At 44.1% G+C, this 22,421-nt stretch carries 23 protein-coding genes and 2 pseudogenes; 6 read left to right on the top strand and 19 right to left on the bottom strand.

Features of this window, described 5'->3' with window-relative positions; all coding sequences use genetic code 11:
• The first annotated feature begins 375 nt into the window (after window positions 1-375).
• Window positions 376-564 (top strand): hypothetical protein, encoded by a 189-nt coding sequence (locus F6K46_RS29730; RefSeq protein WP_293064349.1) that lies wholly within the window; start codon window positions 376-378, stop codon window positions 562-564.
• A gap of 730 nt (window positions 565-1,294) precedes the next feature.
• On the opposite strand, the gene F6K46_RS29725 is transcribed toward F6K46_RS29730, so the two are convergent.
• From F6K46_RS29725 to F6K46_RS29715, 3 genes are all read right to left on the bottom strand, one after another.
• A complete protein-coding gene (locus F6K46_RS29725) occupies window positions 1,295-2,023 on the bottom strand; it encodes a c-type cytochrome (protein ID WP_293064347.1) in 729 nt (242 codons plus the stop codon).
• 300 nt (window positions 2,024-2,323) lie between these two features.
• A complete protein-coding gene (gene petE, locus F6K46_RS29720) occupies window positions 2,324-3,016 on the bottom strand; it encodes a plastocyanin (RefSeq protein WP_293064344.1) in 693 nt (230 codons plus the stop codon).
• Window positions 3,017-3,069: 53 nt separating this feature from the next.
• Window positions 3,070-3,273: a hypothetical protein gene (locus F6K46_RS29715; protein ID WP_293064342.1), complete on the bottom strand. Its 204-nt coding sequence runs from the start codon at window positions 3,271-3,273 to the stop codon at window positions 3,070-3,072.
• A 42-nt stretch (window positions 3,274-3,315) separates the two neighbouring features.
• Between F6K46_RS29715 and F6K46_RS29710 the strand changes: the two genes are divergently transcribed.
• Window positions 3,316-3,480, top strand: coding sequence for a hypothetical protein (locus F6K46_RS29710; RefSeq protein ID WP_293117628.1), 165 nt, complete (start codon window positions 3,316-3,318; stop codon window positions 3,478-3,480).
• Here F6K46_RS29710 and F6K46_RS29705 read toward each other — a convergent pair.
• Window positions 3,468-4,799, bottom strand: coding sequence for a transposase (locus F6K46_RS29705; RefSeq protein ID WP_293064339.1), 1,332 nt, complete (start codon window positions 4,797-4,799; stop codon window positions 3,468-3,470). The two genes, F6K46_RS29710 and F6K46_RS29705, sit on opposite strands and share 13 nt — an antisense overlap.
• Between F6K46_RS29705 and tnpA the strand changes: the two are divergent.
• Window positions 4,755-5,263: pseudogene (gene tnpA, locus F6K46_RS29700) on the top strand (IS200/IS605 family transposase); the annotation flags it as partial. The gene F6K46_RS29705 and the pseudogene tnpA overlap by 45 nt on opposite strands.
• 137 nt (window positions 5,264-5,400) lie before the next feature.
• Window positions 5,401-5,697, top strand: coding sequence for a hypothetical protein (locus F6K46_RS29695; RefSeq protein ID WP_366510802.1), 297 nt, complete (start codon window positions 5,401-5,403; stop codon window positions 5,695-5,697).
• A 298-nt stretch (window positions 5,698-5,995) separates the two neighbouring features.
• On the opposite strand, the gene F6K46_RS29690 is transcribed toward F6K46_RS29695, so the two are convergent.
• The 11 genes and pseudogenes from F6K46_RS29690 to F6K46_RS29640 all read right to left on the bottom strand — a co-directional run bounded on the left by F6K46_RS29690 (window position 5,996) and on the right by F6K46_RS29640 (window position 16,557).
• Entirely contained in the window at window positions 5,996-7,594 is a 1,599-nt protein-coding gene (locus tag F6K46_RS29690; RefSeq protein WP_293064337.1) for a peptide ligase PGM1-related protein, read from the bottom strand.
• Entirely contained in the window at window positions 7,582-7,797 is a 216-nt protein-coding gene (locus F6K46_RS29685) for a hypothetical protein (protein WP_293064334.1), read from the bottom strand. Before F6K46_RS29685 ends, F6K46_RS29690 begins: the two co-directional genes overlap by 13 nt.
• A gap of 6 nt (window positions 7,798-7,803) precedes the next feature.
• Complete coding sequence (locus F6K46_RS29680; protein ID WP_075898468.1) at window positions 7,804-9,117, bottom strand: aminopeptidase P N-terminal domain-containing protein; 1,314 nt, start codon at window positions 9,115-9,117, stop codon at window positions 7,804-7,806.
• 51 nt (window positions 9,118-9,168) lie between these two features.
• Window positions 9,169-10,482 (bottom strand): ATP-binding protein, encoded by a 1,314-nt coding sequence (locus F6K46_RS29675; RefSeq protein ID WP_293064329.1) that lies wholly within the window; start codon window positions 10,480-10,482, stop codon window positions 9,169-9,171.
• 68 nt (window positions 10,483-10,550) lie between these two features.
• Window positions 10,551-11,452 (bottom strand): annotated as a pseudogene (locus F6K46_RS29670) (IS630 family transposase).
• A gap of 65 nt (window positions 11,453-11,517) precedes the next feature.
• Window positions 11,518-11,718, bottom strand: coding sequence for a response regulator (locus tag F6K46_RS29665; RefSeq protein WP_293064326.1), 201 nt, complete (start codon window positions 11,716-11,718; stop codon window positions 11,518-11,520).
• A 487-nt stretch (window positions 11,719-12,205) separates the two neighbouring features.
• Complete coding sequence (locus F6K46_RS29660; RefSeq protein WP_293064323.1) at window positions 12,206-14,122, bottom strand: sensor histidine kinase; 1,917 nt, start codon at window positions 14,120-14,122, stop codon at window positions 12,206-12,208.
• On the bottom strand, window positions 14,123-14,908 hold the full coding sequence (locus tag F6K46_RS29655) for an MBL fold metallo-hydrolase (RefSeq protein WP_075898460.1): 786 nt from the start codon (window positions 14,906-14,908) through the stop codon (window positions 14,123-14,125).
• 24 nt (window positions 14,909-14,932) lie between these two features.
• Window positions 14,933-15,550, bottom strand: coding sequence for an aminodeoxychorismate/anthranilate synthase component II (locus F6K46_RS29650; RefSeq protein ID WP_293064319.1), 618 nt, complete (start codon window positions 15,548-15,550; stop codon window positions 14,933-14,935).
• A 48-nt stretch (window positions 15,551-15,598) separates the two neighbouring features.
• On the bottom strand, window positions 15,599-16,186 hold the full coding sequence (locus F6K46_RS29645) for a hypothetical protein (RefSeq protein WP_293064316.1): 588 nt from the start codon (window positions 16,184-16,186) through the stop codon (window positions 15,599-15,601).
• A gap of 197 nt (window positions 16,187-16,383) precedes the next feature.
• On the bottom strand, window positions 16,384-16,557 hold the full coding sequence (locus F6K46_RS29640; RefSeq protein WP_293064313.1) for a hypothetical protein: 174 nt from the start codon (window positions 16,555-16,557) through the stop codon (window positions 16,384-16,386).
• Window positions 16,558-17,151: 594 nt separating this feature from the next.
• Between F6K46_RS29640 and F6K46_RS29635 the strand changes: the two genes are divergently transcribed.
• On the top strand, window positions 17,152-17,859 hold the full coding sequence (locus F6K46_RS29635; protein WP_293064310.1) for a hypothetical protein: 708 nt from the start codon (window positions 17,152-17,154) through the stop codon (window positions 17,857-17,859).
• A 129-nt stretch (window positions 17,860-17,988) separates the two neighbouring features.
• Here F6K46_RS29635 and F6K46_RS29630 read toward each other — a convergent pair whose 3' ends face one another.
• Window positions 17,989-18,909 (bottom strand): N-acetylmuramoyl-L-alanine amidase, encoded by a 921-nt coding sequence (locus tag F6K46_RS29630; protein WP_293064307.1) that lies wholly within the window; start codon window positions 18,907-18,909, stop codon window positions 17,989-17,991.
• 181 nt (window positions 18,910-19,090) lie between these two features.
• On the opposite strand from F6K46_RS29630, the gene F6K46_RS29625 reads away from it, so the two are divergent.
• A complete protein-coding gene (locus F6K46_RS29625; protein WP_293064305.1) occupies window positions 19,091-19,246 on the top strand; it encodes a hypothetical protein in 156 nt (51 codons plus the stop codon).
• A 38-nt stretch (window positions 19,247-19,284) separates the two neighbouring features.
• Here the strand turns inward: F6K46_RS29625 and F6K46_RS29620 are convergent, their stop codons facing one another.
• From F6K46_RS29620 to F6K46_RS29610, 3 genes are all read right to left on the bottom strand, one after another.
• Entirely contained in the window at window positions 19,285-19,425 is a 141-nt protein-coding gene (locus F6K46_RS29620; RefSeq protein WP_293064302.1) for a hypothetical protein, read from the bottom strand.
• A gap of 141 nt (window positions 19,426-19,566) precedes the next feature.
• Window positions 19,567-21,051, bottom strand: a complete 1,485-nt coding sequence (locus F6K46_RS29615) for an aldehyde dehydrogenase family protein (protein ID WP_293064299.1) — start codon at window positions 21,049-21,051, stop codon at window positions 19,567-19,569.
• A gap of 354 nt (window positions 21,052-21,405) precedes the next feature.
• Window positions 21,406-22,119, bottom strand: coding sequence for a class II aldolase/adducin family protein (locus F6K46_RS29610; protein ID WP_293064296.1), 714 nt, complete (start codon window positions 22,117-22,119; stop codon window positions 21,406-21,408).
• Window positions 22,120-22,421: the final 302 nt, after the last annotated feature.

The following is a 22,421-nucleotide window of genomic DNA, read 5'->3' as shown; positions in this document are numbered from 1 at the left end:
CATCAACGATGTCAATCTTTCAAGCTCACTAAGAAATTATTTGAATTATTTATTGAATATCGATTATTTACTATGCCTAATTTAGGCACTTATGAGGCTTTATCTATTATCATTTAGGAGTAGTATACCGAGAGGATATCACAAATACTGACCAAAAAAACTTAATTTAATATAAAATTATAGCCCTGCTCCCTATTCCCTACTCCCGACTCCCTAAAGGAATTTGTTACAAAATTTTTTAAAATATGCTATAATATAATATTTTTTGTGATATAATGAAAACGTGGAGAATAAATTCCACGGAAGAGCCAGCCCGCAGATCTTGTCGGGCTCGGGCTGGCTCTTGATCCCCATGTAAAGGAGACAACTTACATTATGTCTTACAGTCAACTATACGGATGGGTAATGATTCGGCTATTGCCACCGATGCCACCACTAGTTTTCGCTCGGTTTGACAACCTTTCCGATGCCAAGAGGCATTCCCAGACTCTGAAGCAGTTGATGCCCGATGGGAAATTTTTGATTTTTCTTGATATAGGTCTGCCGATGGAGCAAGAGGAATAATCTTAGGGGCTCAAGGGGTGATAATGATCATTATCACCCCTTGATGATTTGATGTTTAGCTGATGATTAATGGAAACAAAAATCTCGATCAATATCATTAGTAAATACCGAGAAAATGTTAAATCAATAATCATCTTATTAGAAACATCTTCAGCTATAGGACTTACGCGGTTAACTTGATTTCGCCCCCCTAGGGTGTGTTTTCTTGCCTCGGAGATCCCCCTAAATCCCCCTTAAAAAAGGGGGACTTTGACTATGGCTCCCCCCTTTTTTAAGGGGGGCTGGGGGGGATCTAAATCTTGCGGAAAACTTTGAAAACACGCCCTAGCCCCCCAATTTTGGGGGGAAATTGAGTTAAAGTCCCCCAGAATTGGGGGATTTAGGGGGCAAATGCGTAAGTCCTAAGCTATAGCACAGCGCTATAAAAAATAATTAGTGGTCAGTAGCTAGTTGGTAATGAAAATAACACCAACAACTAACTACTAACCACTAATACTGATCTAGGAATGATAAATAGGTTGTGAGTAAGAATTCAGCCGTCAGCCGTCAGCCGTCAGCCGTCAGCCGTTATTAGTCAGCCTTTAGCTGATAGCTGATAGCTTATCACTGATAGCTGATAGCTGATAGCTGATAACTGATCACTGATAGCTGACGGCTGAGAGCTGATAGCTGATAGCTGAATGCTTACGATTGAGTTTCACAAATCCTTTAGAAACCCGATTGTATCAATCTATTTCCAACCATTGTCAGCTTGATACAACACATAATCAGCAAGGGCTGCAATCTGATCCGCTGGTATACGACCTTTGAAGGCTGGCATGGGGGGTTTACCATTGGTGATCTGGTAAACGATCTTGTCCTTAGAGTACATGCCATACTTCTCAAGGGCATCCTTTTTCAGAGTTTTTTGGGCATTGATTAAATTCTTTCCACCCGCATGACAAGCGGCACAGTTCCCTGCGAAGACTTGTCCTGATTTAGCTAGGGCTGCTGGATCTATGGCTGCAGCTACTGCTTCTGGTTCAGCAGGAGCTGTTTCTTCCTCTGCTACTGCTTCTGGCTCAGCAGCAGGCTCAGGTGCTACAGCTACTTCTTCTGGTTCAGCAGGAGTAGTTTCTTCCTCTGCTACTGCTTCTGGTTCAGCAGGAGTAGTTTCTTCCTCTGCTACTGCTTCTTCTGGTTCAGCAGGAGTAGTTTCTTCCTCTGCTACTGCTTCTGGCTCAGCAGGAGTAGTTTCTTCCTCTGCTACTGCTTCTGGTTCAGCAGGAGTAGTTTCTTCCTCTGCTACTTCGGTGGGTTCCGCTGGGGATTCCACTGTTTCAACTGCAGCAGTTGGGGCAGGTGTGGTTTCTGGAGGAACAGTCGCTGTACTTGAGTCAGCGCAACCATAGGTAAAGGTCAAGACACAGACCGTTACCACTAGGAGTGATAATAGCTTTTTCAATGCAATTTGTCTCATGAGATTAAAAAAAACAAGTGGGCTAGTCCATAAAGGATTGTCAGATCATGTTTTTCTTTCCGTCAAAAGACAAGCTGTCAAATTTATTGGTTTCTTCCTGACTTGAAACGCAGTAAGGGCGCACGGTGTGCGCCCTTAAGTCATACCCTAGGGTTATAGTTGCTGGGTAAGTCTTGATTTAAATTCACCAAACTACCACGATTTGCGATCGCGTAAGTCTTAGAATGGTTAATCCTATGAAAGCTGTGTGGTTTTCACATTCAAAGAAAGTCTTGATCAACAGCCCTAGTCCTAGTGCTACTATGATGCAGCTTCAACATTGATTTTGCCTTGCATGCCAGCACCACGGTGAGGAGCACAGTAGTAGGAGTATGAACCAGGCTCATCAAAGGTAGATGTATAGGAAGAACCCGGAGACATCAACATGTTTTTATGACTCAGAGATGGATAGCCATCAACAATAACATTATGAGGACCAATTTTGTTCATTACCCACTCAACGGTGTCACCCGCTTTGATGCTAAGAAAGCTTGGGTCAAATTTTAGTTGGCCATTGTTTGTACCCATTTTTACAGTGTAAGTTTCTGGAGCAGCTGCGGTCCCAGGCTCAGGTTCGGCAGCGACCTCGGTGGGTTCGGCGGTCGCAGGCTCTTCTTCAGCCACCTCAGTAGCTTCGGCTGGGGCGGGTTCTTCTTCAGCCACCTCGGTGGGTTCGGCTGGAGTGGGTTCTTCTTCAGCGACCTCGGTGGGTTCGGCTGGGGCGGGTTCTTCTTCAGCGACCTCGGTGGGTTCGGCTGGGGCGGGTTCTTCTTCAGCCACCTCAGGGACTTCCGCTGGGGCTTCCGCCTCTGGGGCAACTTCAGCAGCTGGGGCAGGTGTGGTTTCTGGAGGAACAGTCGCTGTAGTTGGGCCGCCGCAACCATAGGTAAAGGTTAAGATACAGACCGTTACCACTAGGAGTGATAGTAGCTTTTTCAATGCTATGTTTTTCATAAAAAAATTGAACCATGACTGTCAACGGTTCAATTATATGACAAGCTGTCATCTTAAAAGCTGTCAAACTTTTGATCAAACTGATTATGATCAGATGGCTTAGAAATCCTACAGGTCAAGGCAAGGGCTGCTGGCACAGAGATCAGCGAGGCAGCAATTAAGTAATCTGCTAGTATGCCCAGGTAGTATGCCCAGGTAGTATCCCCAGGGACATCCCAAGCTGCCATCACACCAGCAGTAATAGGGGCTCGCTCCACCGATGATCACAGCATCTTAGGTACCGGTGATCATCGGTGTAGATGATTAACGAACCTTATTTAGCGGCACAAGGATTCTTTTTACTTGCACAAGGATTCTTTTTACTTGCACAAGGATTTTTTTTACCAGCACAAGGATTGCCTTCCTCTGTAGTACTCTCACCAGGAGCAGTAGTGACTACTCCCACATCAAATCAAAGATTATGATGTGGGCTTCTCAAACTCACGAATGAGACTTGCTGCTCCTCGGCGGAGGCCGACGCTACGCGAACGATATCCTGTACCGATTTACTACAGCCATTAAGCGGCAGTCCAACCGCCAATAATCCACGATTCAAAATGTTAATCCCGCTATTCCAGTCGCGGTCAATTTTGACGTTACAACTAGAACAGCAATGAACGCGTTCGCGCAGCGTCGGCTTCGCCGAATCACTTAAACTTTTTTTGACCCTAGAGCCACAATTAAAACATTCAATACTTGTGCCACGTGGATTAACTTCCTGGACTAACAAGCCGCGTTTTCCCGCCACTACTTGCAATATTTCCAAAAATGCTCCCCAGGCTGCATCATGTATCGATTTTGCCAACTTAGTCTTGGCGAGTCCTTTGATATTTAGGTTTTCGTGAGCAATCAAGTCATATTTACTACACAGCCAATGAGCAACCTGATAATGAAATTCTTTTCTGCATCGGGTCAGATGAAGATGTAACAAAGCTACTTTATGTTTGGCTTTTTTCCAGTTATTTGACCCTTTCACGCGACGAGACATTACTCGCTGAGCCTGAGCAAGCTTTTCCTGAGCCTTCCTGTAAAACTGCGGAATAGGTACCGCCTCGCCATCGGAAGTGGTCAAAAATTTTTCCAAGCCAACGTCAATACCGACGGCAGACTTGACTGAATCTATGGGTAGTAGTTCAGGCACAGTATCGTCTTTCATTGAAAGACAGCAGTACCAACCATCGGCCTTTTTGACAATAGTGCATTGCTTAAGGATAAAGCCTACGCCCTTCGGGCAAGCTTCGCTAACAGGTAATGGTCGATGCATTATGACAGGCATTGATCCAATTCGGCTTAGTTTTAGAACACCATCAACTAAATGTGCGCCCGCCTTAGAACTATTCACTCTAGGAAAAACAAACGATCGAAGCTCTCCAGGTTTTTTAAAACGAGGTCTACCTCCACGCTTGCCGCTAGCATCAGGTTTTCGCCATCTGTCCCACGCTTTGTTAAGACGTTGTAAATTTACCTGTTGGGTTTCTGCATAAATTTTTTTGTATTCGGGAAACAGTTTTTTGGTTTCTTTGAGAGCTGCTTGCTGAGTGTAATAGTTTACTTGCTCTGGGATTTCTCCAATTGGCTCACTCACTAAACTGCACCTATCAATCGGAGAACGAGTCCGATTTAGCCAGTCAAGTCGTTGACCTAAAGCATAGTTCCAGTGACGGCGCAGTAGTTCGAGCCACCTTTCCATGGTGACAATTTGTTCGAGGCTTGGCTTGATTCGGTAGCAGTAGGTGAGTATCATAGATTTATTATAGCACTTACTGTAAAACTATGAAAGGTAATTACACAAAGGCAAATAGGTCTGTATATCGTCTTACTGTGCATATTGTACTAGTAACCAAGTATAGACGACTTGTCATATAGCGAGCAAATTTTGATTCGGCAGAGCCGACGCTGCGCGAACAGGTTAAAGCAGATTTGCTCTGATACTTGTGTCAAATGGGATTGCAATAAGCGTGGAATTTAACGGAGAGAAAGATCATATTCACTTACTTGTTGACCTTAATCCTAAGGTGGCTCCAGTTAAACTAATAGCTAATATCAAAACTGTGACCAGTAGATTAATTCGTTACTGATTTTCTGAATACTTGAAGCGGTTTTACGGAGACAAAAAAGTTTTCACCGACAGGATCTTATTTTGTGGCTTCCTGTGGTGGCGTGACGATCGAGCAATTAAAGAGTTATGTCCAAAATCAGGATACCCCGTCAGGTAATTCCCAAGGGGCTGTGTGCGGAACCTGCGTCCGCACTTTATACGCCCCGTCTCCCGCTAACCCTTTCGGGCAAAGCCCGACGCTGCGCGAACGGGTATAACGGGAGACCCCTTACCTGTTTAGTTGGTTGTGGGAGTTTCTCCGATTCACAACCATGGTACATGGGGAATAGTAGCGGTGATCAGTGGCCAGGAAAAAAACACCTTTTGGCGGCGTACTGATGACCCAGATTTTCGCGATCGCATCGAACAAGTAGGGGAAAAAATCCTATTTCCTGGAGATATTATTAGTTTTACCTCTGATGCAATCCATAGTGTGGAAGCAATGGGAGATGAACCAACAATTACCTTTAATATTTACGGAGAAACCAACTACGATAAGCGATTTGAGTTTGATCCACTAACCCATTCGGCAAAGACGTTTTGAATTAAGAATGTAGAATTAAGAATGTAGAATTTGGAATTTATAAATTATAATTTATAATTTGGAATTAAAATATAACATATTTAAAGTTTTATGTCATAATTGCTAATTTAGCACCTAGACCTCTACATTATAAGTTTTTCATTATACATTCTCCATTCTCCATTCTCCATTCTCCATTCTCCATTCTCCATTCTCCATTCTCCATTCTCCATTCTTAATTCTCCATTCTCCATTCTCCATTATACATTCTCCATTCTTAATTCTTACTTCTACATTCTACATTCTACAATTACCTTTACTATCTATTCCAAGTAATCGGGAGACTAGGATGGGAAATTGGGAGATTAGCATCTTTGTCAGATTTAGTTTCTAGATCCAGTACCCTCACAACTTGGTTATAGATTTCTTCTGCTTGTTGGGGAGAATCTCCAATGCTAGTTAATCCTAGTTTGCCAAATTCAGAGAGTGTACCCATCAAGTGAAATACAGTGCCAGTTTTGGTGCTGCTATCAAAATGCAGTTGATGGTAGGCGATAATATCCATCAAGTCATTGGGCATTAACCCTCTGTAACTCTCTTTTTGTAAATTGTCCGTGGCAATATAGTGCTTTGGTTGACCCTCCTGACTGCAAAAAAGACCTGTGGAGAGGTCATAGCGACCATTGGTCATGTATTTCAGGGTCATAAAGGGATGGGTGGTACCACCTTTACGCAGGTTGATTTCAATAGCTTGTAAGTCCCAGGTATCTCGATCCGGCTGATGAACAGCCACAAAATCTACACCGTAACGCTCTATTGCTCCTTTTTCCGCTAAGGTCTGACCGACTCGTAGTCCCCAATCTTGCAGTTGTAGGCGATAACCTGGATCAGCGGGAAATCGACAACCTAGATAAATCTGACCGTCTGGTCCGCCAAGAATTTGATCGTGAGTCGAGAGAATCTTGACCTCGCCATGGGGGGTAATATAAGCCTGAAGGCTAGGTGAACGCTTTTTTTCTCCGTGAATAAATGCTTCGGCAATTGCCCCTAACTGCGGTATCCGACTGCTATAACTCTCCCAAGTTTCCCCACTGGCTTGAAATCTCAAATGGACGATCTTTTCTTTCAAAGCCGCTACTGTTTGAGCATGGGAAACATTTCCCGGACCTACCTCCGATAGTGGTTTCAAGTCCAAGATAGCATTACCCTCCCCAGAAAACCCTTCGTTGAGTTTAATCACAATCTTGTTAAGTTGCGGTTGCCTGTACCATAACTCAGCTGTTGCTTCGACTAAATCATCAACACTCCAGACTAACTGACTGCCGTCGGGATGGGGGACACCACTGTCAGCAAAAATTTGCCGACTACCGCTCTTGGTACCCCAATAAAGCAAATCTGGGTCTGGGGCAAGTAGGGGTAAGTTCAATTTTAAGGATATCTCGCGCTCCAGATTAGTAGAGTTGTAACAAGACATGTAAGACTTTCCTGGACGCAAAGCTTGACGAATCCGCTTCATCAAGCGGGGACGTTCTAGAATCTTTTGGCTGAGGGGTTTGAGGGAAGCATCATAGGTGGAAAACAGCAGTAAGCGATCGCGTGCATGGGAGAAGGGAATTCCTGGCAGAAGCTGCAAGTAGTAATCAATCACAATCGGTGGCAACGGCACAGCGGTAACATAAATTAACCGTGTGTAAGGGTTGCGCAGACGAATTAGGGAAAATAATAACCGTTCTTCGTAGTGCAAAAAACCCTCAACTTTCAGCAGTTCCCGTTGATCAACACTGACAGAAGGCACTACCAGAATATCGTGTTCGTCTTGGTCAAATTGATCACTACTCTGCCAGCGATCGCGTAATTGGTGCTGTAGTTGCTGAAACTCTGACCCTTGCCCAGAGAAAGAATCCTTCACATTGTCCATTGTTTTCTAAAATGGTAGCTATTGCGCTGCACCCAGGGAATCGGGAACAGGGAATCGGGAATCGGGAATCGGGAATCGGGAATGGAGAATAAAAAAGTGAGTAGGGTGTGTCCGGGACGGAAAGCCTCTGATTTTCCACCTCGCAAGCCCCTGAACCCGTCCCGTAACGCAACCCACTGGCTGATATCTTGCTGTAGATGCACAATAGCTTAAGTTTCTAGCTCCTCTACGGATTTCGGTACACCAGCAGTCAATACTTCATTCCCTGACTCAGTCACTAACACATCATCCTCAATCCGAATCCCAATCCCGCGCCACCGCTGATCAATAGCTGGCTGACCTTCTATTGGCTCAGTATCAGGACCAATATAAAGTCCTGGTTCCACTGTTACGACATTACCGGGCTGAAAAATCTGCCAGTTTTCCCCCTGCTTGTAGCCTCCACTGTCATGGACATCCAATCCCAGCCAGTGACCGGTGCGGTGCATATATAGATGTTTATATTTCTCCTCTTTAATAATTTCCTCACTATCACCAGCCAGGAGTCCCAAATCGATTAACCCTTCCACCAGGATTTTCACAGCGGTGTCATGAAATTGATTATAGGGATTCCCTGGTTTCACTTGTGCGATCGCATTCAACTGTGCTTTCAAGACCAACTCATACAGAATTTTCTGCTCTGGGGTAAACTTACCACCCACTGGAAATGTCCGAGTAATATCAGCGTTATAATACCCATAAGAACAACCAGCATCAATCAGTAGTAAATCCCCGTCTTGCATCTGTCGATTGTTCTCGGTATAGTGTAGAACGCAGCTATTAGCCCCAGACGCTACTATGCTCGGGTAAGCCGGTCCGATGGCACCTCGTCGCCGAAAATCATGTTCTAGCTCTGCCTGCACTTCATATTCATAACGCCCAGGTTGAGTAAATGCTCTAGCATGGTTATGGGCATCCACAGAGATTTCTATAGCTTGACGCATCAACTTCAATTCCGTAGCACTCTTCACCCGGCGCATCCCATAGAGAATTAAGTTAGTGGATTCGAGAGCCATCGGTCCGCTTCCGTTCTTGGGATAAAGTGCCATCAACCTTTGCCAGTGTTTTAGGATGGTATTATTAAAAGGTTTATCCCGTCCCAAGTGGTAATAAATTCTATCGGCCTTTTCTAAATACTGAGGTAGCTTCTCATTCAACTCAGTAATCGGATAGGTTTGATCGGCTCCAAATTTTTCTTTTGCTGCTTCGACACCTGTCAGATAGCCTGTCCAGACTTCTTTCTCTGGTTCTTTCGGTTGCACAAACAGAACAAATCGGTGTTCTTCGTGATGGGGCGCTAGTACAACTACGGCCTCTGGTTCATTGAAACCTGTCAAGTAAAAAAAATCGCTATCCTGTCGGAAATTGTATTCCACAGTATTATGCATAATGGCAACCGGGGCGCTCCGAAAGATTGCGGTTCCGTTGCCAATCTTACTCATCAACTGTTCACGACGTTCTTTATATTCGGTTTGTGGAATCATCCTTAGTTATTGGTTAGTTGTTCGCTATATTTCTTTTTCGCCCAAGCCCACCTATATAGAACAGGTTAATGGCAATTTTACCGTATACGTTGTCCCAACTCCGACTTGACTAGTTAAGGTAATTTGACCACGATGCAAATCTACAAATTTGCGGATCATACCTAACCCCATTCCTGAAGAAGACATAGAACCAATATTACTAGCTCGGAAGAACGCTTCAAATAATTGTCCCTGACTTTCGGGCACAATCCCACTGCCTTGGTCTTTTACCTGGAACACAATTTGGTTATTTTCACAAAACATTTCCAAAGCAATCATACTACCCTTCAAGGAGTACTGAGTTGCTAAGGTCAGCAAATTGCTCAAAATTTGCCGTAGGATTTGTTCATCCAGCTCAACTAGGCCAGGGGAATCCTGAGGAATCAAACCGATAGTATAGCGCTTTCCCACCATGATTTGGTACTCTTCCACTAAACTGCGGCAGAATTCAACCACATCTACGGGCACACAGTTGAGCTGGAGTTCACCGGATTCAGCCTTGCTTAAGGTCAGAACATCTTCCATAATTCGAGTCATTCGCATCACTGATGATTGAATCCGATACAAGTTTCTTTCTTGTTTGTGCGGTGACAACTTGGACCCGTATTTTTGCAGCAGTTCAGCAGCAGTTAAAATAATCGATAGGGGAGTGCGAAACTCATGGGAAATCCTAGCGATTAGGTCAGATTTCAGTGCCCCTAGTTCTTGTACTGCAGACAATAGTTGACCCGCTTGAGCTTCATCTTGTATGCTAGCGCAAGCTTTGCCTGGCAATTTGACTCTTTCTACTGCCAATAATTCTGGTTTTTGCTGTTCCCTGATATTCCACAGCACAAGAACTACACCCTTGATGGTACCATCTTCTTCTGTAATCGGGGAAGCACTATTTCCCACGGAGATCTTGCTACCGTCTTTGGCAATCAAAGCTATGCCCTGATCCACAAAAATGACCCTTTCTTCCTGAAGCACTTCCATGACTGGGTTCTGGAGTGGGGTATCAGTGCGTTCGTCTACAATTTGAATCACATCTGTAATGCTGTGCCCAGAAGCTTCTGCTACTGTCCAGCCAGTGAGGGTTGCAGCGGCTGGGTTGATGTAGGTGATTGCCCCTGTTTCATTGGTAGCGATCACGGCATCATTAGTGGAGCTGAGTATTGTTGCTAGCAAATTCTGCTGTTTGACTAACTCTTTTTCCAGCTGGTGCCGATAGAGGGCCGTTTCAATCGCTACCCGCAATTCCCGTTCGTTAAATGGTTTGATCAGATACCCGAACGGTGCTGTCATCTTAGCTCGGGCTAGGGTAGTCTCATCAGAGTGGGCTGTCAAATAGACTACTGGAATCTGGAATTGCTCTCGGATGCGCTGAGCAGCAGTTATAGCAACCGCCAGGTTGGTTAGGACGCTAAAGTGAGGACGTGCTCCATAGCCTCTCGCAGTGTTTCAAAATGCTCTAGTTGCTTGGCTTAGCGGCTTTTTAGCCATGACCAGCATTTTTCAATCCGGTTCAAGTCTGGTGAATAGGGTGGTAAGTACCACACCTGACAACCTGCAGCCCGAACCAGTTGCTCAATACGTCCACCTTTATGAAAGGTGGCATTGTCAATCACCAGTTTCTGCCCTGGTCTCAAGGTGGGAATCAAGCACGTTTCGTTCCCAAGTTTCAAATACCTCTCGATTACAAGATCCTTCAATAGTGAAAGGTGCTAACAACTGTTGCCCACAAAGTGCAGCAATCATGTTGACTCGACCTTTTCTGCGACCGGACTTCAGGTCATGAAAGCGCTCTCCAAATGGACTGTAACCATAGCCATAATCGAACCGATGAGCAATACCTGACTCCGAGGCATAAACAATCTGTTCATATCTTTTGGGTGGCTAGCTGTTCAACAAAGGCAAGGCGTAATTGTTCATCTCTTTCACGGTAGCCGTAAGTCTTTTTTTTCGCGTAAACCCAATTTTCTTCAAGGCACGTGATATTGTGCGTTCGCGTAGCGTCGGCTTTGCCGAATCGCTGATCTCTCCATCCCATAACTCAGCCATCTCCACCTGGGTTTTGTCACCATGGGTATAGGCATTGGCTCGAAACTTCTCCCAGTCAGTGATCTTGTTATTCAAGCCTCGGTGCTCCCTGACTTTGGCGCTGGTTGTCCCCCGTCTCAGCAATGGCCGTAACCACAAATTAATGGTGTTGCGGCTAATGTTAAAATACTCACTGGCTACGAGAGCGCTTCATGCCATTGAGTTCGATCGCCTGAATTACTTTTTGGCGCAGGTCGTAGCTGTAAGGTTTGGGCATGACAGAAATCGGACGATAAGTGGAAGGGCTTTTCGTTTTCTTTGTCCTAACTATGATGGCGACTGCTATATGCCATCTATATCGTTTGGATCTAAGGTAATATCCATCAGGACTAAATCAGGCTGGTTATTGGCAGTGCTGCTGATAGCGCCCGTGCCAGAGGTGACGCTATCGGTTACGGTGTATCCCAACTGTATGAGCTGTTCAGCAATAACTTCAGCTGTGATCGCTTCATCTTCAACCACTAAGATGTTTATTTGTGACATTTCCTAGTTATGGAATTGCTTTTCAAGTTACCTTGGGTTGTCCCTTGTCTTAACCTTGAAGCAAGCCAGTTTGTTCTCCCTACTTAATAACTTTTGCCTTGGTTCTGTGCTGCCGGTTAGTTAACTGCTAAGCTATCAGCTATCAGCTATCAGCTATCAGCTATCAGCTATCAGCTATCAGCTATCAGCTATCAGCTATCAGCTTATGCCCATCACAGGCTAGAAGCCTGTGCCACGGTACTTGAGGTGCTAGGAGGCGCTTTAACTGCAGCGGGTCGGATGAGTAAAACGAGCAGGGATTTTCAACCAGCCGTACCAGCCCGTAAGCTTGTTTACTACCTCCCGTTGATTACCATGATAGCTGACGGCTGATAGCTGAATGCTTACGTTAACTGCATCATAACCTAATAGTTCTATATCACAATTCGAGGTGGGTCTTGAAAAATTTAGTAATGCTTTAAGCTTGTTTAAACAATTTTAAACTTTATTAAAATTTAATTTTAAACATAACACCATGACTTGTATCTAACTCAACTTCACCTTTGAGTTGCTTAGTGGCTAGGGTATGGACTAAGCGTAGACCGAGGGTCTTGGGGTTATCTAAATCTATACCTTCTCGGATGCCAAGACCATTGTCACTGACGATCAGTTCAAAATAGTTATCCTCATGGCACTTAAAGTCAACAATAATTTCACCGTTATCTCCTTCTGGAAAAGCGTATTTGAGGGCATTGGATACTAATTCATTAATAATTAAACCACAGGGAATAGCCCTGTCAATGTCCAGAAATATCTTAACAAAATTAACCTTAATCCTAGGGGGATGATTACTACAGGCGTAAGATTCTAATAAGTCCTTAGTCAGGGATTGAATATAATCTTGGAAGTCAATCTGACTCAGATTCTTAGAGCCATAAAGTTTCTCATGGATTAAGGCCATGACTTGGAGACGATTGCGGCTTTCACAGAGGATATCCAGGATACTTTCATCATCTATATATCGGGACTGGAGGTAAAGGAGTCCTGAGACAATTTGTAAATTGTTCTTGACCCGATGGTGAATCTCTTTAAGCAGTATGTCCTTGTTTTGAGCCTCTAGAGTTGCTGCTTCTGCTCTGATGCGATCGCTAATATCTCGACCTTCTAGGATTAACAACACTATATTTCCGTTCTCATCCCGCAACGGTTTCACGGAAAACTCCATCGTGATCACTTGACCCTGTAACCCTAGCACCGACCCTTGATAACGGACAAACTCACCGTTAGCTGCTTGAGCGATCGCATTTTTTAAAGAATTCTCGGTTTGAGTAGACTGTGTCCACCATTGGATTTGCCAGAAGGGCTTACCCACAATCTCTGACGGAGTTAATCCGCTAAAGTTAAGGGCAGTTTGGTTGGCTTCGAGCAAGGTACCATCTGGTTGCAGGAGCCATGTAAATTGGCTGGTCTGGTCAAAGATGGCGTGAAATTTCCGCTCACTCTCTGCCAAAGCTTCCTCGACTTGCTTGGCTTTGGTAATGTCAGTGACAATACCATCAATGCGTATCGGGATACCATGGGCATCGGTGTGAATTTGTACATGATCACGAATCCAGCGCACCTGCCCATCAGAGCGCACGATTCGATATTCTAAGTCTTGACCGTCAATTGCCAGAAGTGATTGGGGTGACAACGGCAATGAGTTATTGCTAAAAAAATTTCGCTTTTGCTGAACTCGTTCTCGGTCTTCTGGGTGGATTACCTCTAGCCAAAGATTTGAGTTACCTAAAAAATCGGATATACTATAACCATAAAGACTATCAACAGCGGAGTTGAGGTAAAGCAGTCTGGAGGTTTGGGGGCGCACGGACCAAACCACATCCTCAAGGGAACTCAAAATACTTTCAAGTCGATTTTGGCTTAACTGTAATGCCAATTCGTTTTTTCCGAGGGCTTCTTGAGCCAGAATGCGTCCGCGAATCTCCTTGGAGAGTCTAGAATTGGTGGTTAAGAGTTCAGCGGTGCGTTGTTCAATCCGTCGTTCTAGCTCAAGGCTGGCTTGTCGCAACTTTTGGATCAGCTTCTGATTCTGGTCTTTTATCCAGCCGAGCCGCACAGCCAGTAAGACCACAACTAGAATCCCCAAACTCACCTCTACTGAACCCCCGGTTAAACTCGGTGAACCAACGTGAACAGCAGAGGCATAGATCAGGTAAATTGCCCATACTGTGGCACTGGTAACTCCAGCAAGTAATCCGTCGATACTGGCAGTTAGGGCAACAGCAAAGAAAAGAAGTATAAAGGGAGTTGGAACAACAAACCCAAACTGCCGTAGGGTTTCAATCCAGAAAATCATGCCTAAAACCGCCACTCCACCAATCCAGAAAGGCGGTTGCAGTCTGGGTAAGGGGCTAGGCAAGCGCATTTAAAAGTTGTAGTTGTAACTCATTAGTTGAATCACTGACCCATCTTGGGATAAATCCCCTGAGCTAATCGTAATGGTATCGTTTTTGGCACGGCGTATGGGTGTGTCCTTCATCAATGTTAAGAACTCCTCCACTGGCAAAATATCACACTGTTCGGCATCAGCGGCCTTAGTTCGGAAATGAGTAGGAATCATGATCTTTGCCTTAAGGACATCAAATGCCTGTTTAGCTTCTTGAGGGGTGTAGGCTTTTGGTCCCCCTCCCACTGGAATCAACGCTAAATCAGGACGCCCGATCAGAATTTTCTGCTCAATATCTAGAGGGGCTGCTGCTCCTCCCAGGTGTAGGATATTGATACCATTTTGAGTCCATTTCCAAACCACGTTATTACCAAACCGACGTCCACCGACTCGGTCGTGAGGAATACTAATTCCCTCGAATTTTAGCCCATTTACTTGAAAAATACCCGGTTCAAATAGGAGCCGGGGACTCCCCGGTATACCTTCCGCTGCTCCTTCATCTAGTAGTAGGCTACTGATTAGGACTAAATCTGCCTCTACTTTTGGTGAGTTGTATCTAGCCGTACACCCAATGGTTTGGAATGGGTTGACTAAAACTCGCACACCACCCCCAGTAAATAAAAAGCAGGTATGACCAAGCCACTTTACTGTCAATACATTGCGTGATGGCTGTGCTTGGTAAGAACTGAGTCCAGAAGCTAAGCCGGTTGAAAGAGTTGTGAGTACACCCGCACTCACATAGCGCATCAACTGTCGCCGTTTCATGGTTTCTTGGAAACAAGTTTATTTTCAGGGAGATATAGAGAGAGTAGCAGATGCTGGCAGCGATTCTAAGAAGTTTTTTAGAAGTTGCTTACCAGAACAGGTCAAAATACTCTCTGGATGAAATTGGACGCCTTCTATGTGTGTATAGTTCCGATGTCTAACTCCCATAATTGTGCCATCATCCACCCAAGCCGTGATTTCCAAGACATCAGGACAGCAGCTACGGTCAATAACTAAACTATGGTATCGAGTCGCTGTGAAAGGATTGGGTAATCCCTGAAAAACCCCAACCCCAGTGTGATGAATCTCTGAGGTTTTGCCATGCATCAATACTGGTGCGGAAACAATTTTCCCGCCAAATACCTGGCCCAAGGCTTGATGACCCAAACAAACCCCTAAAATGGGTAGATTTGACCCCAAATTGCTGTATATAGCCCTTGATATCCCAGCATCTTCAGGACGTCCTGGGCCTGGAGAAATCACTACCCCATCTGGGTTGAGCTGGCGGATTTTCTGTATATCAATTTTATCATTGCGATAGACCTGAATCTCTGATGCCACAGGTAATTGGTGACCCAATTCTCCTAGGTACTGGACTAAGTTGTAGGTAAAGCTGTCGTAGTTGTCAATGACAAGAATCATTATCGGTTACTCCCGATTGACCATAGGTTGCAGGTTATAGATTATAGGTTAGCGCTTAATTGAACTCTGCCCTGGTTTTAAGCTCAGTATTCCAATTAGAATTGAGAATATTTCTTCTGTATCCCTAGGAATAGTCTGACTTTGAATAGTTTTAGCAATGTGCTTCCGTTTCCTATCAAGGGTTCCAAATTTCCAAATATCCCCTAGAGTCACAGCACCATAAAGAATTTCAATAGATTCGCTCTCTTCATATTTATCTAAAGCAATTAGTTCGGCTGCTAACTGGTTAAAACCACCATCAATATCTTTCTTTTTTGCTTCTATAATAATCAGATTTTGGCTACTTTTTAATAAGTAGTCTAGCGCTCCCCCTAGCTGATCGTTAATGTCTAGGGGATACTCAACATTGACTTTAACTGGGAGCAGCTTGGCAATTTCCAGGATTAGTGGGGCAATCAGAAATTCCCGTTTGGCAATTTCCGACGTAAGGCTTATTTTGGGAATAATGGTGTAGTAGGTATGGTTGAGGTTTTCAATGATATCTAGGTCATAGTTGGTAGACTTAGGAAGGTCAATTACTTCAATGGCGAAGGAGTAACCAAACTCACCAACAATTTCCTCAGTGGGATTGGTCATCGCAAAATAGTCACTAAATGTATACTTTCGGTTTTCTTTGAATATCGATTTTTTCATAAGTTAATTGATCAGCTATCAGCCCTCAGCTATCAGCTATCAGTTATCAGCTTATGCGTGTTTGTCCCAGGGTCGAAGCCTGTGCCACGGTAGAAGCCTGTGCCCTCAGCTATCAGCTATCAGCTATCAGCTATCAGTTATCAGCCATTCGCGTAGCGTGGCCAACGGCCAAGGCTGACGACTGACAGTTGTTGGCGTAGCGTGGCCATTCGCGTAGCGTGGCCAACGCCTAAATGCTTACCTTTCAGCTTTTGAATAAAATAAGCTGACGGCTGACGGCTGACTGCTGTTCGCGCAGCGTGCGCGTAGCGCATATGCTTACCCTGTGCCACGCTACTAGATCGGTACTTTTGAATAAGCGATGCAGCAAGGGAACAGGGGAGGCAGTGCCTTCACGCGGGGGTTCCCCCCATGAGCAACTGCCGTGGTTTCCCCCACTCGCGCTTTGCATCAAGACAACAGGTAACCATTAGTTTAATCTTTGTTACGTCTGCTTCTCCCTGGCCGTAAGCATTAAGCTGAGTGCTGAGTGCTGAGTGCTGAGTGCTGAATGCTTACCCCATCAGCTAAGAGCTCCAAATAGATCATAATCCCGAGAATAAGGAATTCTGGCTCTTAATGTTGTTTAGCGATCGCATTGGTTAAATTGTAGTCAAATCTTGATTTTTGTAAGTAATCAAGTATTTATACTTATTTATTCTGGTTAAGAGCGATTGGCCTTTGGCCACGCTTCGCGATCGCTCTTTATACTTGGTAAGTGCTATGACAGTCAGCGACTAATCGCCGTCTACTTTATAATTTACTTTATCAACAGTCTCTTAGGCTACGCCGTACATCTGTTTCAATATCATAACGATATAGTGTGATGTCTAAGATATGATTAGACCCAATCAGGAGACTGATTAACTATGGCATTTAGTGACTTTAAAACTATAGCTGATGTACAGAAACACTACCAAATTAAATACGAAGAAGGAACATTTATAGTTTCTCAAGACACTGACCTACCCGAAATTTTCTTGAAAGACCTAGAGTTTTATAAAGAAACAATAGATGTATTCAGCTCGGAAGCGTCTCGGAGTGAAATTATCATTTCTCCCTTGTTGCGAGAACTCTATAAAAAATACTATCAAACCTATGCTTTCTGGATTCAAAAAAGCATCTTCTATGATCAAGTTTTGTCAGGGACTCCTGACTACATATTTTCGACAAAATCAGAATTAGGAAAAACGGTTTTAGAAAAACCACTGGTTATTATTCTTGATGCAGTCGCTCATGGGGAGGGGCTGTGTGCGGAACCTGCGTCCGCACCTTGTAAGCCCCGTGGAAACCCCCAAGACCGCGCTGCATCGCTTGTTGAGGCGAAGAAAAATGATTTCCAACAAGGTTGGGGGCAATGCCTTGCCGAGTTGGTAGCTTCGCAAAAAATCAATCAAGATCTTCAACGTCCTGTTTACGGCATAGTTACTGATGGAAATTTATGGCAGTTTGGACGATTACAAAGGGACATTTTTACTCAAAATATCGGAAATTTTACGATTGATAAATTGTCCCGATTATATGGAGCATTAGACTATCTTATCCTGTTAACGGAAAACTATACTAATAACGAGTAATATTCCTATTACCTTGAGCTAATATAATTATTATAATATAATTCCTGTCCGCCATTAATCTCACGCTCCCCGATCGGGTGAGACGTGAGGCAACTGCTGCTTAAATGCTAAACGTGGCTCAAAGCCTTGCTAGTCAATCAATTTACTCCAAGTTTGTGGTCCGACGATACCATCAGCCGTTAAACCTTGTTGTTTCTGAAATCTGATCACAGCACTTGCGGTGCCTGAACCAAAGATACCATCTGCCTGAGTTCCCACCCGACGTTGGAGATATTTTACCGTGGTACCTCCAGCATGATTAGGTCTAAGTATGGGTTGCTCAAGAATCTGATTAATAGTCTGCCATGTGGTCGAGTCACCAATACCAGTTTGGTTAATTCCTACAATAGCTTGAAATGTTTTTATTGCTGCGATAGTCGCCTGACCAAGAGATCCATCTTCTACTAATTGCTGACCAGCAGGACTTTTCATTTTTAAGCGATTAAGAGCTTTTTGTAATTCTAGAACATTATCGTCAGAGGAAGATTTAGTAGTTGGTGGCTCTTGTCCTGTTAATCCTTTAACAATTGCATTAGCTAATACTTCTGGATCGTAGAGTTCCATATCTTTCTGGGAATCACAAAAGCAGCTTTCTATGAGAATTGCTGGCATATTGGTATATCGGAGGACATATAAATGAGAGCCATTTTTAACCTTTCTATTGAAGTAACCCAACTCGACTATTTTTTCTAAAACTGGCTGGGCAATTTTTTTGGCAGTATCACTAATCGCAAATACTTCTACCCCATTAGCTTGACCATTAAACCCATTAAAATGAATTGAAACAAACTGATCAACTCGATTAGCATTGGCAATATTGCACCGTTGCCGCAGCGAGCTGCCCAAAGTACTCGCACTCTTAGGCTTGCATTCAACTACCTGATGTCCCAAGTCTCTCAATTTGGAAATTACTCTCGTTCCCACGTCTCTAGTCATTTCATCTTCTACTCTGATACCTTGAGCTCCTGTATCAGGGGGCAAGTTGTGACCAATATCAATTCCGTATTTCATGAAACCTTATGAATCTCTCTAATTAGCCCTTTTATCCAATTCTCTTCTATGTTAGTGGATGTCAGCCAAGGGTGCTTAACAAAATTTAAGAAACTGCTGCTAAATGGACAACTTACACTGAACACTTGTTTTGTTTCTAAATTGATCCGGATCAAGAAACGTTAAAGAATAACATAAGCATATGCGCTACGCGCACGCTGCGCGAACAGCTATCAGCTATGAGCTATCAGCTATCAGCGATAAGCATATGCGCTACGCGCACGCTGCGCGAACAGCTTATGTGCTACGCACACGCTACGCGAACAGCGATAAGCTCATGGGTTACAGATGGTGCTAGTTGAGGTGCTTTTAAATAAAACAAACCATTTGTTTAATCTAAGTTAGGTTACGGTGTCGTTCGCACAGCGTGGCCAAACGCGCCCCGCGTGGCCCAAAGGCCAAGGCCAAAGCCTGTGCCAAGGCTGACCACTGACCGCTGACCGCTGAGCGCTGAACTTTAACTTGAAGCTTGAGCACAGCATAAAGTAATGGGTAATAGGAAATTGGCTTACAATTCCCTATTACCCATTAGCTTGTCCTAAATTACCAACTAACTATCCTGTAGCCTTCTTTTTGGCTTGTTGATAGTAAAAACCAGGCTTTGAGATTGGTACAATCCTACAATTTAACCGTAACTGTCTTGACCTCGGTGTATTGCTGCAAGCCATACTCCCCAAGTTCACGACCAATCCCAGACTGCTTGAAACCACCGAAGGGAGCAGCGGCATCAAACACATCGTAGCAATTCACCCAGACAGTACCAGCACGGACATTGTTTGCGATCGCATGAGCTTTAGTAATATCCTTCGTCCACACGGCTGCTGCTAAGCCATACATGGTATCATTTGCCCGCTTAATCACTTCATCAATATCTTTGAACTTAATAATGCTCATCACTGGTCCAAAGATTTCTTCTTGGGCAATCTTCATCTGATCTTGGACATCAACAAACACTGTCGGTTCGATGAAGTAACCGCGATCGCCAACTCGGCCACCACCACACAACATCTGAGCTCCTTCCTGCTGACCAGACTCAATATAGCCCATCACCTTATTGAACTGTTCGAGATCCACTTGGGGACCCTGTTCTGTGTTAGCATCAAACGGGTCACCAACTGTGCGATTTTGCGCCCGTTTCACACACTTGTCTACAAACTCGTCATAGCACTTCTCTTCCACAAACAGCCGCGAACCAGCACAACAGCACTGTCCTTGGTTAAAGAACAGGGCAAAGTGAGCGCCCTCAATGCTTTTATCCATGTCAGCATCAGCAAAGACAATGTTAGGACTCTTACCACCAAGTTCTAGAGTGACCCGCTTAAGGTTACTCTTAGCAGCAGCTTCCATAATTAGATGCCCTACCTCAGTCGAGCCGGTAAAGGCAACTTTATCGATATCCATATGATGTGAAATCGCAGCCCCAGCGGTTGGTCCATAGCCTGAGAGAAGATTCACCACACCAGGAGGGAAACCTGCTTCAATAATCAGTTCACCGATCCGCAACGCTGATAAAGGAGTCTGTTCCGCCGTTTTCATCACCACGGTGTTACCAGCTGCCAGTGCTGGGCCTAACTTCCACGCTTGCATCAACAGTGGAAAGTTCCAAGGAATAATCTGACCAACCACTCCCACAGGTTCATGGCGCGTGTAGCAGAAGTACGGTCCATTAATGGGAATTGTTTTGCCTTGAATCTTATCTGCCCAGCCAGCATAGTACCGATAGCAAGCAATGACTAGAGACACATCTGCATTAAAGGAATCACGATAGGGCTTTCCATTGTCTAGGGTTTCCAGCCGTGCTATTTCTTCCTTGTTTGCTTCGATTAAGTCAGCTAGCTTGTATAGTAACTCCCCCCGCTGGGTGGCAGACATTTTCGGCCAGTCTCCACTGGTAAAGGCTGTCCTAGCCGCCACTACTGCTTTATCAACGTCTGGGGCATCAGCCTCAGCCACATCACAGATCACCTCTCCTGTAGCAGGGTTAATCGTCTCGAATCGTTTCCCAGAGGTGCTCTCTACCCATTCGTTATTAATCAGCAGCTGAGTTGGGCCGATTTTGACCGTTGGCTGTGGTGTTGTCTTTGGTGTAGGGGCGGTGACCATAATAGTCTCCTGTTGTTAAGTTGATTTTTTTAGTGGGATTCTTAATCCCAATCGTGGATTGTAGATTGTAAACTGAAAATTTTACTAAAAGTATATATTTTATTAATATTTCATTTACAATTGTTAAATCATTTTAAAGTTTTGGTTAATTTTATTAAGACTTTAACTAATAACTAACTTTAACTATAGTATCCATAAATATCCCTATGGTAATATCTATAGGGTTTATGATATTAATGAGATTGTACGGACCTATTTTTTACCTGTTCCCTATTCCCTATTCCCTAAACTCAAAAACTTGTGTACCTAACCTCCTAACCTATTTAATCAATGCTATAAAATAGTGCTATCTAATCAACCATTACCAAGGTTTGGCTGAACTCCATAGGTTTTAAACTTTTCTATAACTATCTGCATTTCTTCCTCACTCAATAATTGAGGTTCTCCATAAATCTTGTTAACGCTGATGATTTTGATATAGATTTGAGCCAAGGTTTCTAGTTCTTGGGCGACTTTCAGAGCGTGCCTTATATCTTTACCACAGGCAATCATACCATGATTTTTTAACAAACAAGCAAGGGAATTTCCCAATGCTTTTAGGGCGTTGTTGCTAAGTTCTTGAGTGCCAAAGGTAGCATAATCAGCTACCTTTATACTGCTTCCACCTGTCCTAGCCACCATATAATGAAAGCTGGGAATGGGTAGATCCATACAAGCCAATGCTGTAGCATGGATGCTATGAGTATGGACAATAGCATTGACATCAGTTCGATTCAAAAGTATGTCATAGTGAAATCGCCATTCACTGCTGGGTAAATAACGATTATTCTCAGCAAAAACAGGTTGTTTGTCTTTGCCGAAGTAAATTTTGCAGAGTTTATCAGGAGTTAGGTCTTCGTAGTCTAGTCCACTGGGAGTAATTGCTATTGCCTCACCGATACTGTCTCTAACCCTGACACTGACATTACCACTGGTACCTTGATTGATACCAAGACTGTTCATGCGAAGACAAGTATCAATCATCTGCTTGGCGGTTATAGTTTCAACAGGGATTGACTTGATGATCATACTAAGTTGCACCTGATCCAGGAATTTGGGTACTTTGTCAACAATACTATCGCCCTTTAGCAGCACACAACTATAGCAATCCTAATTCCTAGGTAAACAATACTCCCCTAGTTCATCAGTTTGAGTTGCAAACTCTCACTGTTGAGGAATCATAAGCATTTAAACAAAATTAATTGGGTGCGGCTCTTATAGAAAGACGATAGAATGGGGAAGAGTTTTTTAACCCAAGCTGTCCTGTAGCAGTGTTTTGAGAGAAAAAACCGAAGGACTCGACAGGCGCAACCGCAGCAGTATGAGCCAGG

This window comes from Moorena sp. SIO3E8, from assembly GCF_010692445.1.
Classification (GTDB): Bacteria; Cyanobacteriota; Cyanobacteriia; order Cyanobacteriales; family Coleofasciculaceae; genus Moorena; species Moorena bouillonii.
Note: the sequence above shows the minus strand (reverse complement) of the source record. Positions and strands in the feature narration are given on the sequence as shown.

Excerpts from the sequence above, each read along its gene's own strand:
- F6K46_RS29635 (WP_293064310.1), top strand. The coding sequence starts at position 17,152 with ATGGCATTTAGTGACTTTAAAACTATAGCTGATGTACAGAAACACTAC.
- F6K46_RS29610 (WP_293064296.1), bottom strand. The coding sequence starts at position 22,119 with ATGATCATCAAGTCAATCCCTGTTGAAACTATAACCGCCAAGCAGATG.
- F6K46_RS29710 (WP_293117628.1), top strand. The coding sequence starts at position 3,316 with ATGATTAACGAACCTTATTTAGCGGCACAAGGATTCTTTTTACTTGCA.
- F6K46_RS29630 (WP_293064307.1), bottom strand. The coding sequence starts at position 18,909 with ATGAAATACGGAATTGATATTGGTCACAACTTGCCCCCTGATACAGGA.
- F6K46_RS29625 (WP_293064305.1), top strand. The coding sequence starts at position 19,091 with ATGCGCTACGCGCACGCTGCGCGAACAGCTATCAGCTATGAGCTATCA.
- petE (WP_293064344.1), bottom strand. The coding sequence starts at position 3,016 with ATGAAAAACATAGCATTGAAAAAGCTACTATCACTCCTAGTGGTAACG.
- F6K46_RS29645 (WP_293064316.1), bottom strand. The coding sequence starts at position 16,186 with ATGACCAATCCCACTGAGGAAATTGTTGGTGAGTTTGGTTACTCCTTC.
- F6K46_RS29680 (WP_075898468.1), bottom strand. The coding sequence starts at position 9,117 with ATGATTCCACAAACCGAATATAAAGAACGTCGTGAACAGTTGATGAGT.
- F6K46_RS29655 (WP_075898460.1), bottom strand. The coding sequence starts at position 14,908 with ATGAAACGGCGACAGTTGATGCGCTATGTGAGTGCGGGTGTACTCACA.
- F6K46_RS29725 (WP_293064347.1), bottom strand. The coding sequence starts at position 2,023 with ATGAGACAAATTGCATTGAAAAAGCTATTATCACTCCTAGTGGTAACG.
- F6K46_RS29730 (WP_293064349.1), top strand. The coding sequence starts at position 376 with ATGTCTTACAGTCAACTATACGGATGGGTAATGATTCGGCTATTGCCA.
- F6K46_RS29705 (WP_293064339.1), bottom strand. The coding sequence starts at position 4,799 with ATGATACTCACCTACTGCTACCGAATCAAGCCAAGCCTCGAACAAATT.
- F6K46_RS29650 (WP_293064319.1), bottom strand. The coding sequence starts at position 15,550 with ATGATTCTTGTCATTGACAACTACGACAGCTTTACCTACAACTTAGTC.
- F6K46_RS29660 (WP_293064323.1), bottom strand. The coding sequence starts at position 14,122 with ATGCGCTTGCCTAGCCCCTTACCCAGACTGCAACCGCCTTTCTGGATT.
- F6K46_RS29690 (WP_293064337.1), bottom strand. The coding sequence starts at position 7,594 with ATGGACAATGTGAAGGATTCTTTCTCTGGGCAAGGGTCAGAGTTTCAG.
- F6K46_RS29640 (WP_293064313.1), bottom strand. The coding sequence starts at position 16,557 with ATGCGCTACGCGCACGCTGCGCGAACAGCAGTCAGCCGTCAGCCGTCA.
- F6K46_RS29615 (WP_293064299.1), bottom strand. The coding sequence starts at position 21,051 with ATGGTCACCGCCCCTACACCAAAGACAACACCACAGCCAACGGTCAAA.
- F6K46_RS29665 (WP_293064326.1), bottom strand. The coding sequence starts at position 11,718 with ATGTCACAAATAAACATCTTAGTGGTTGAAGATGAAGCGATCACAGCT.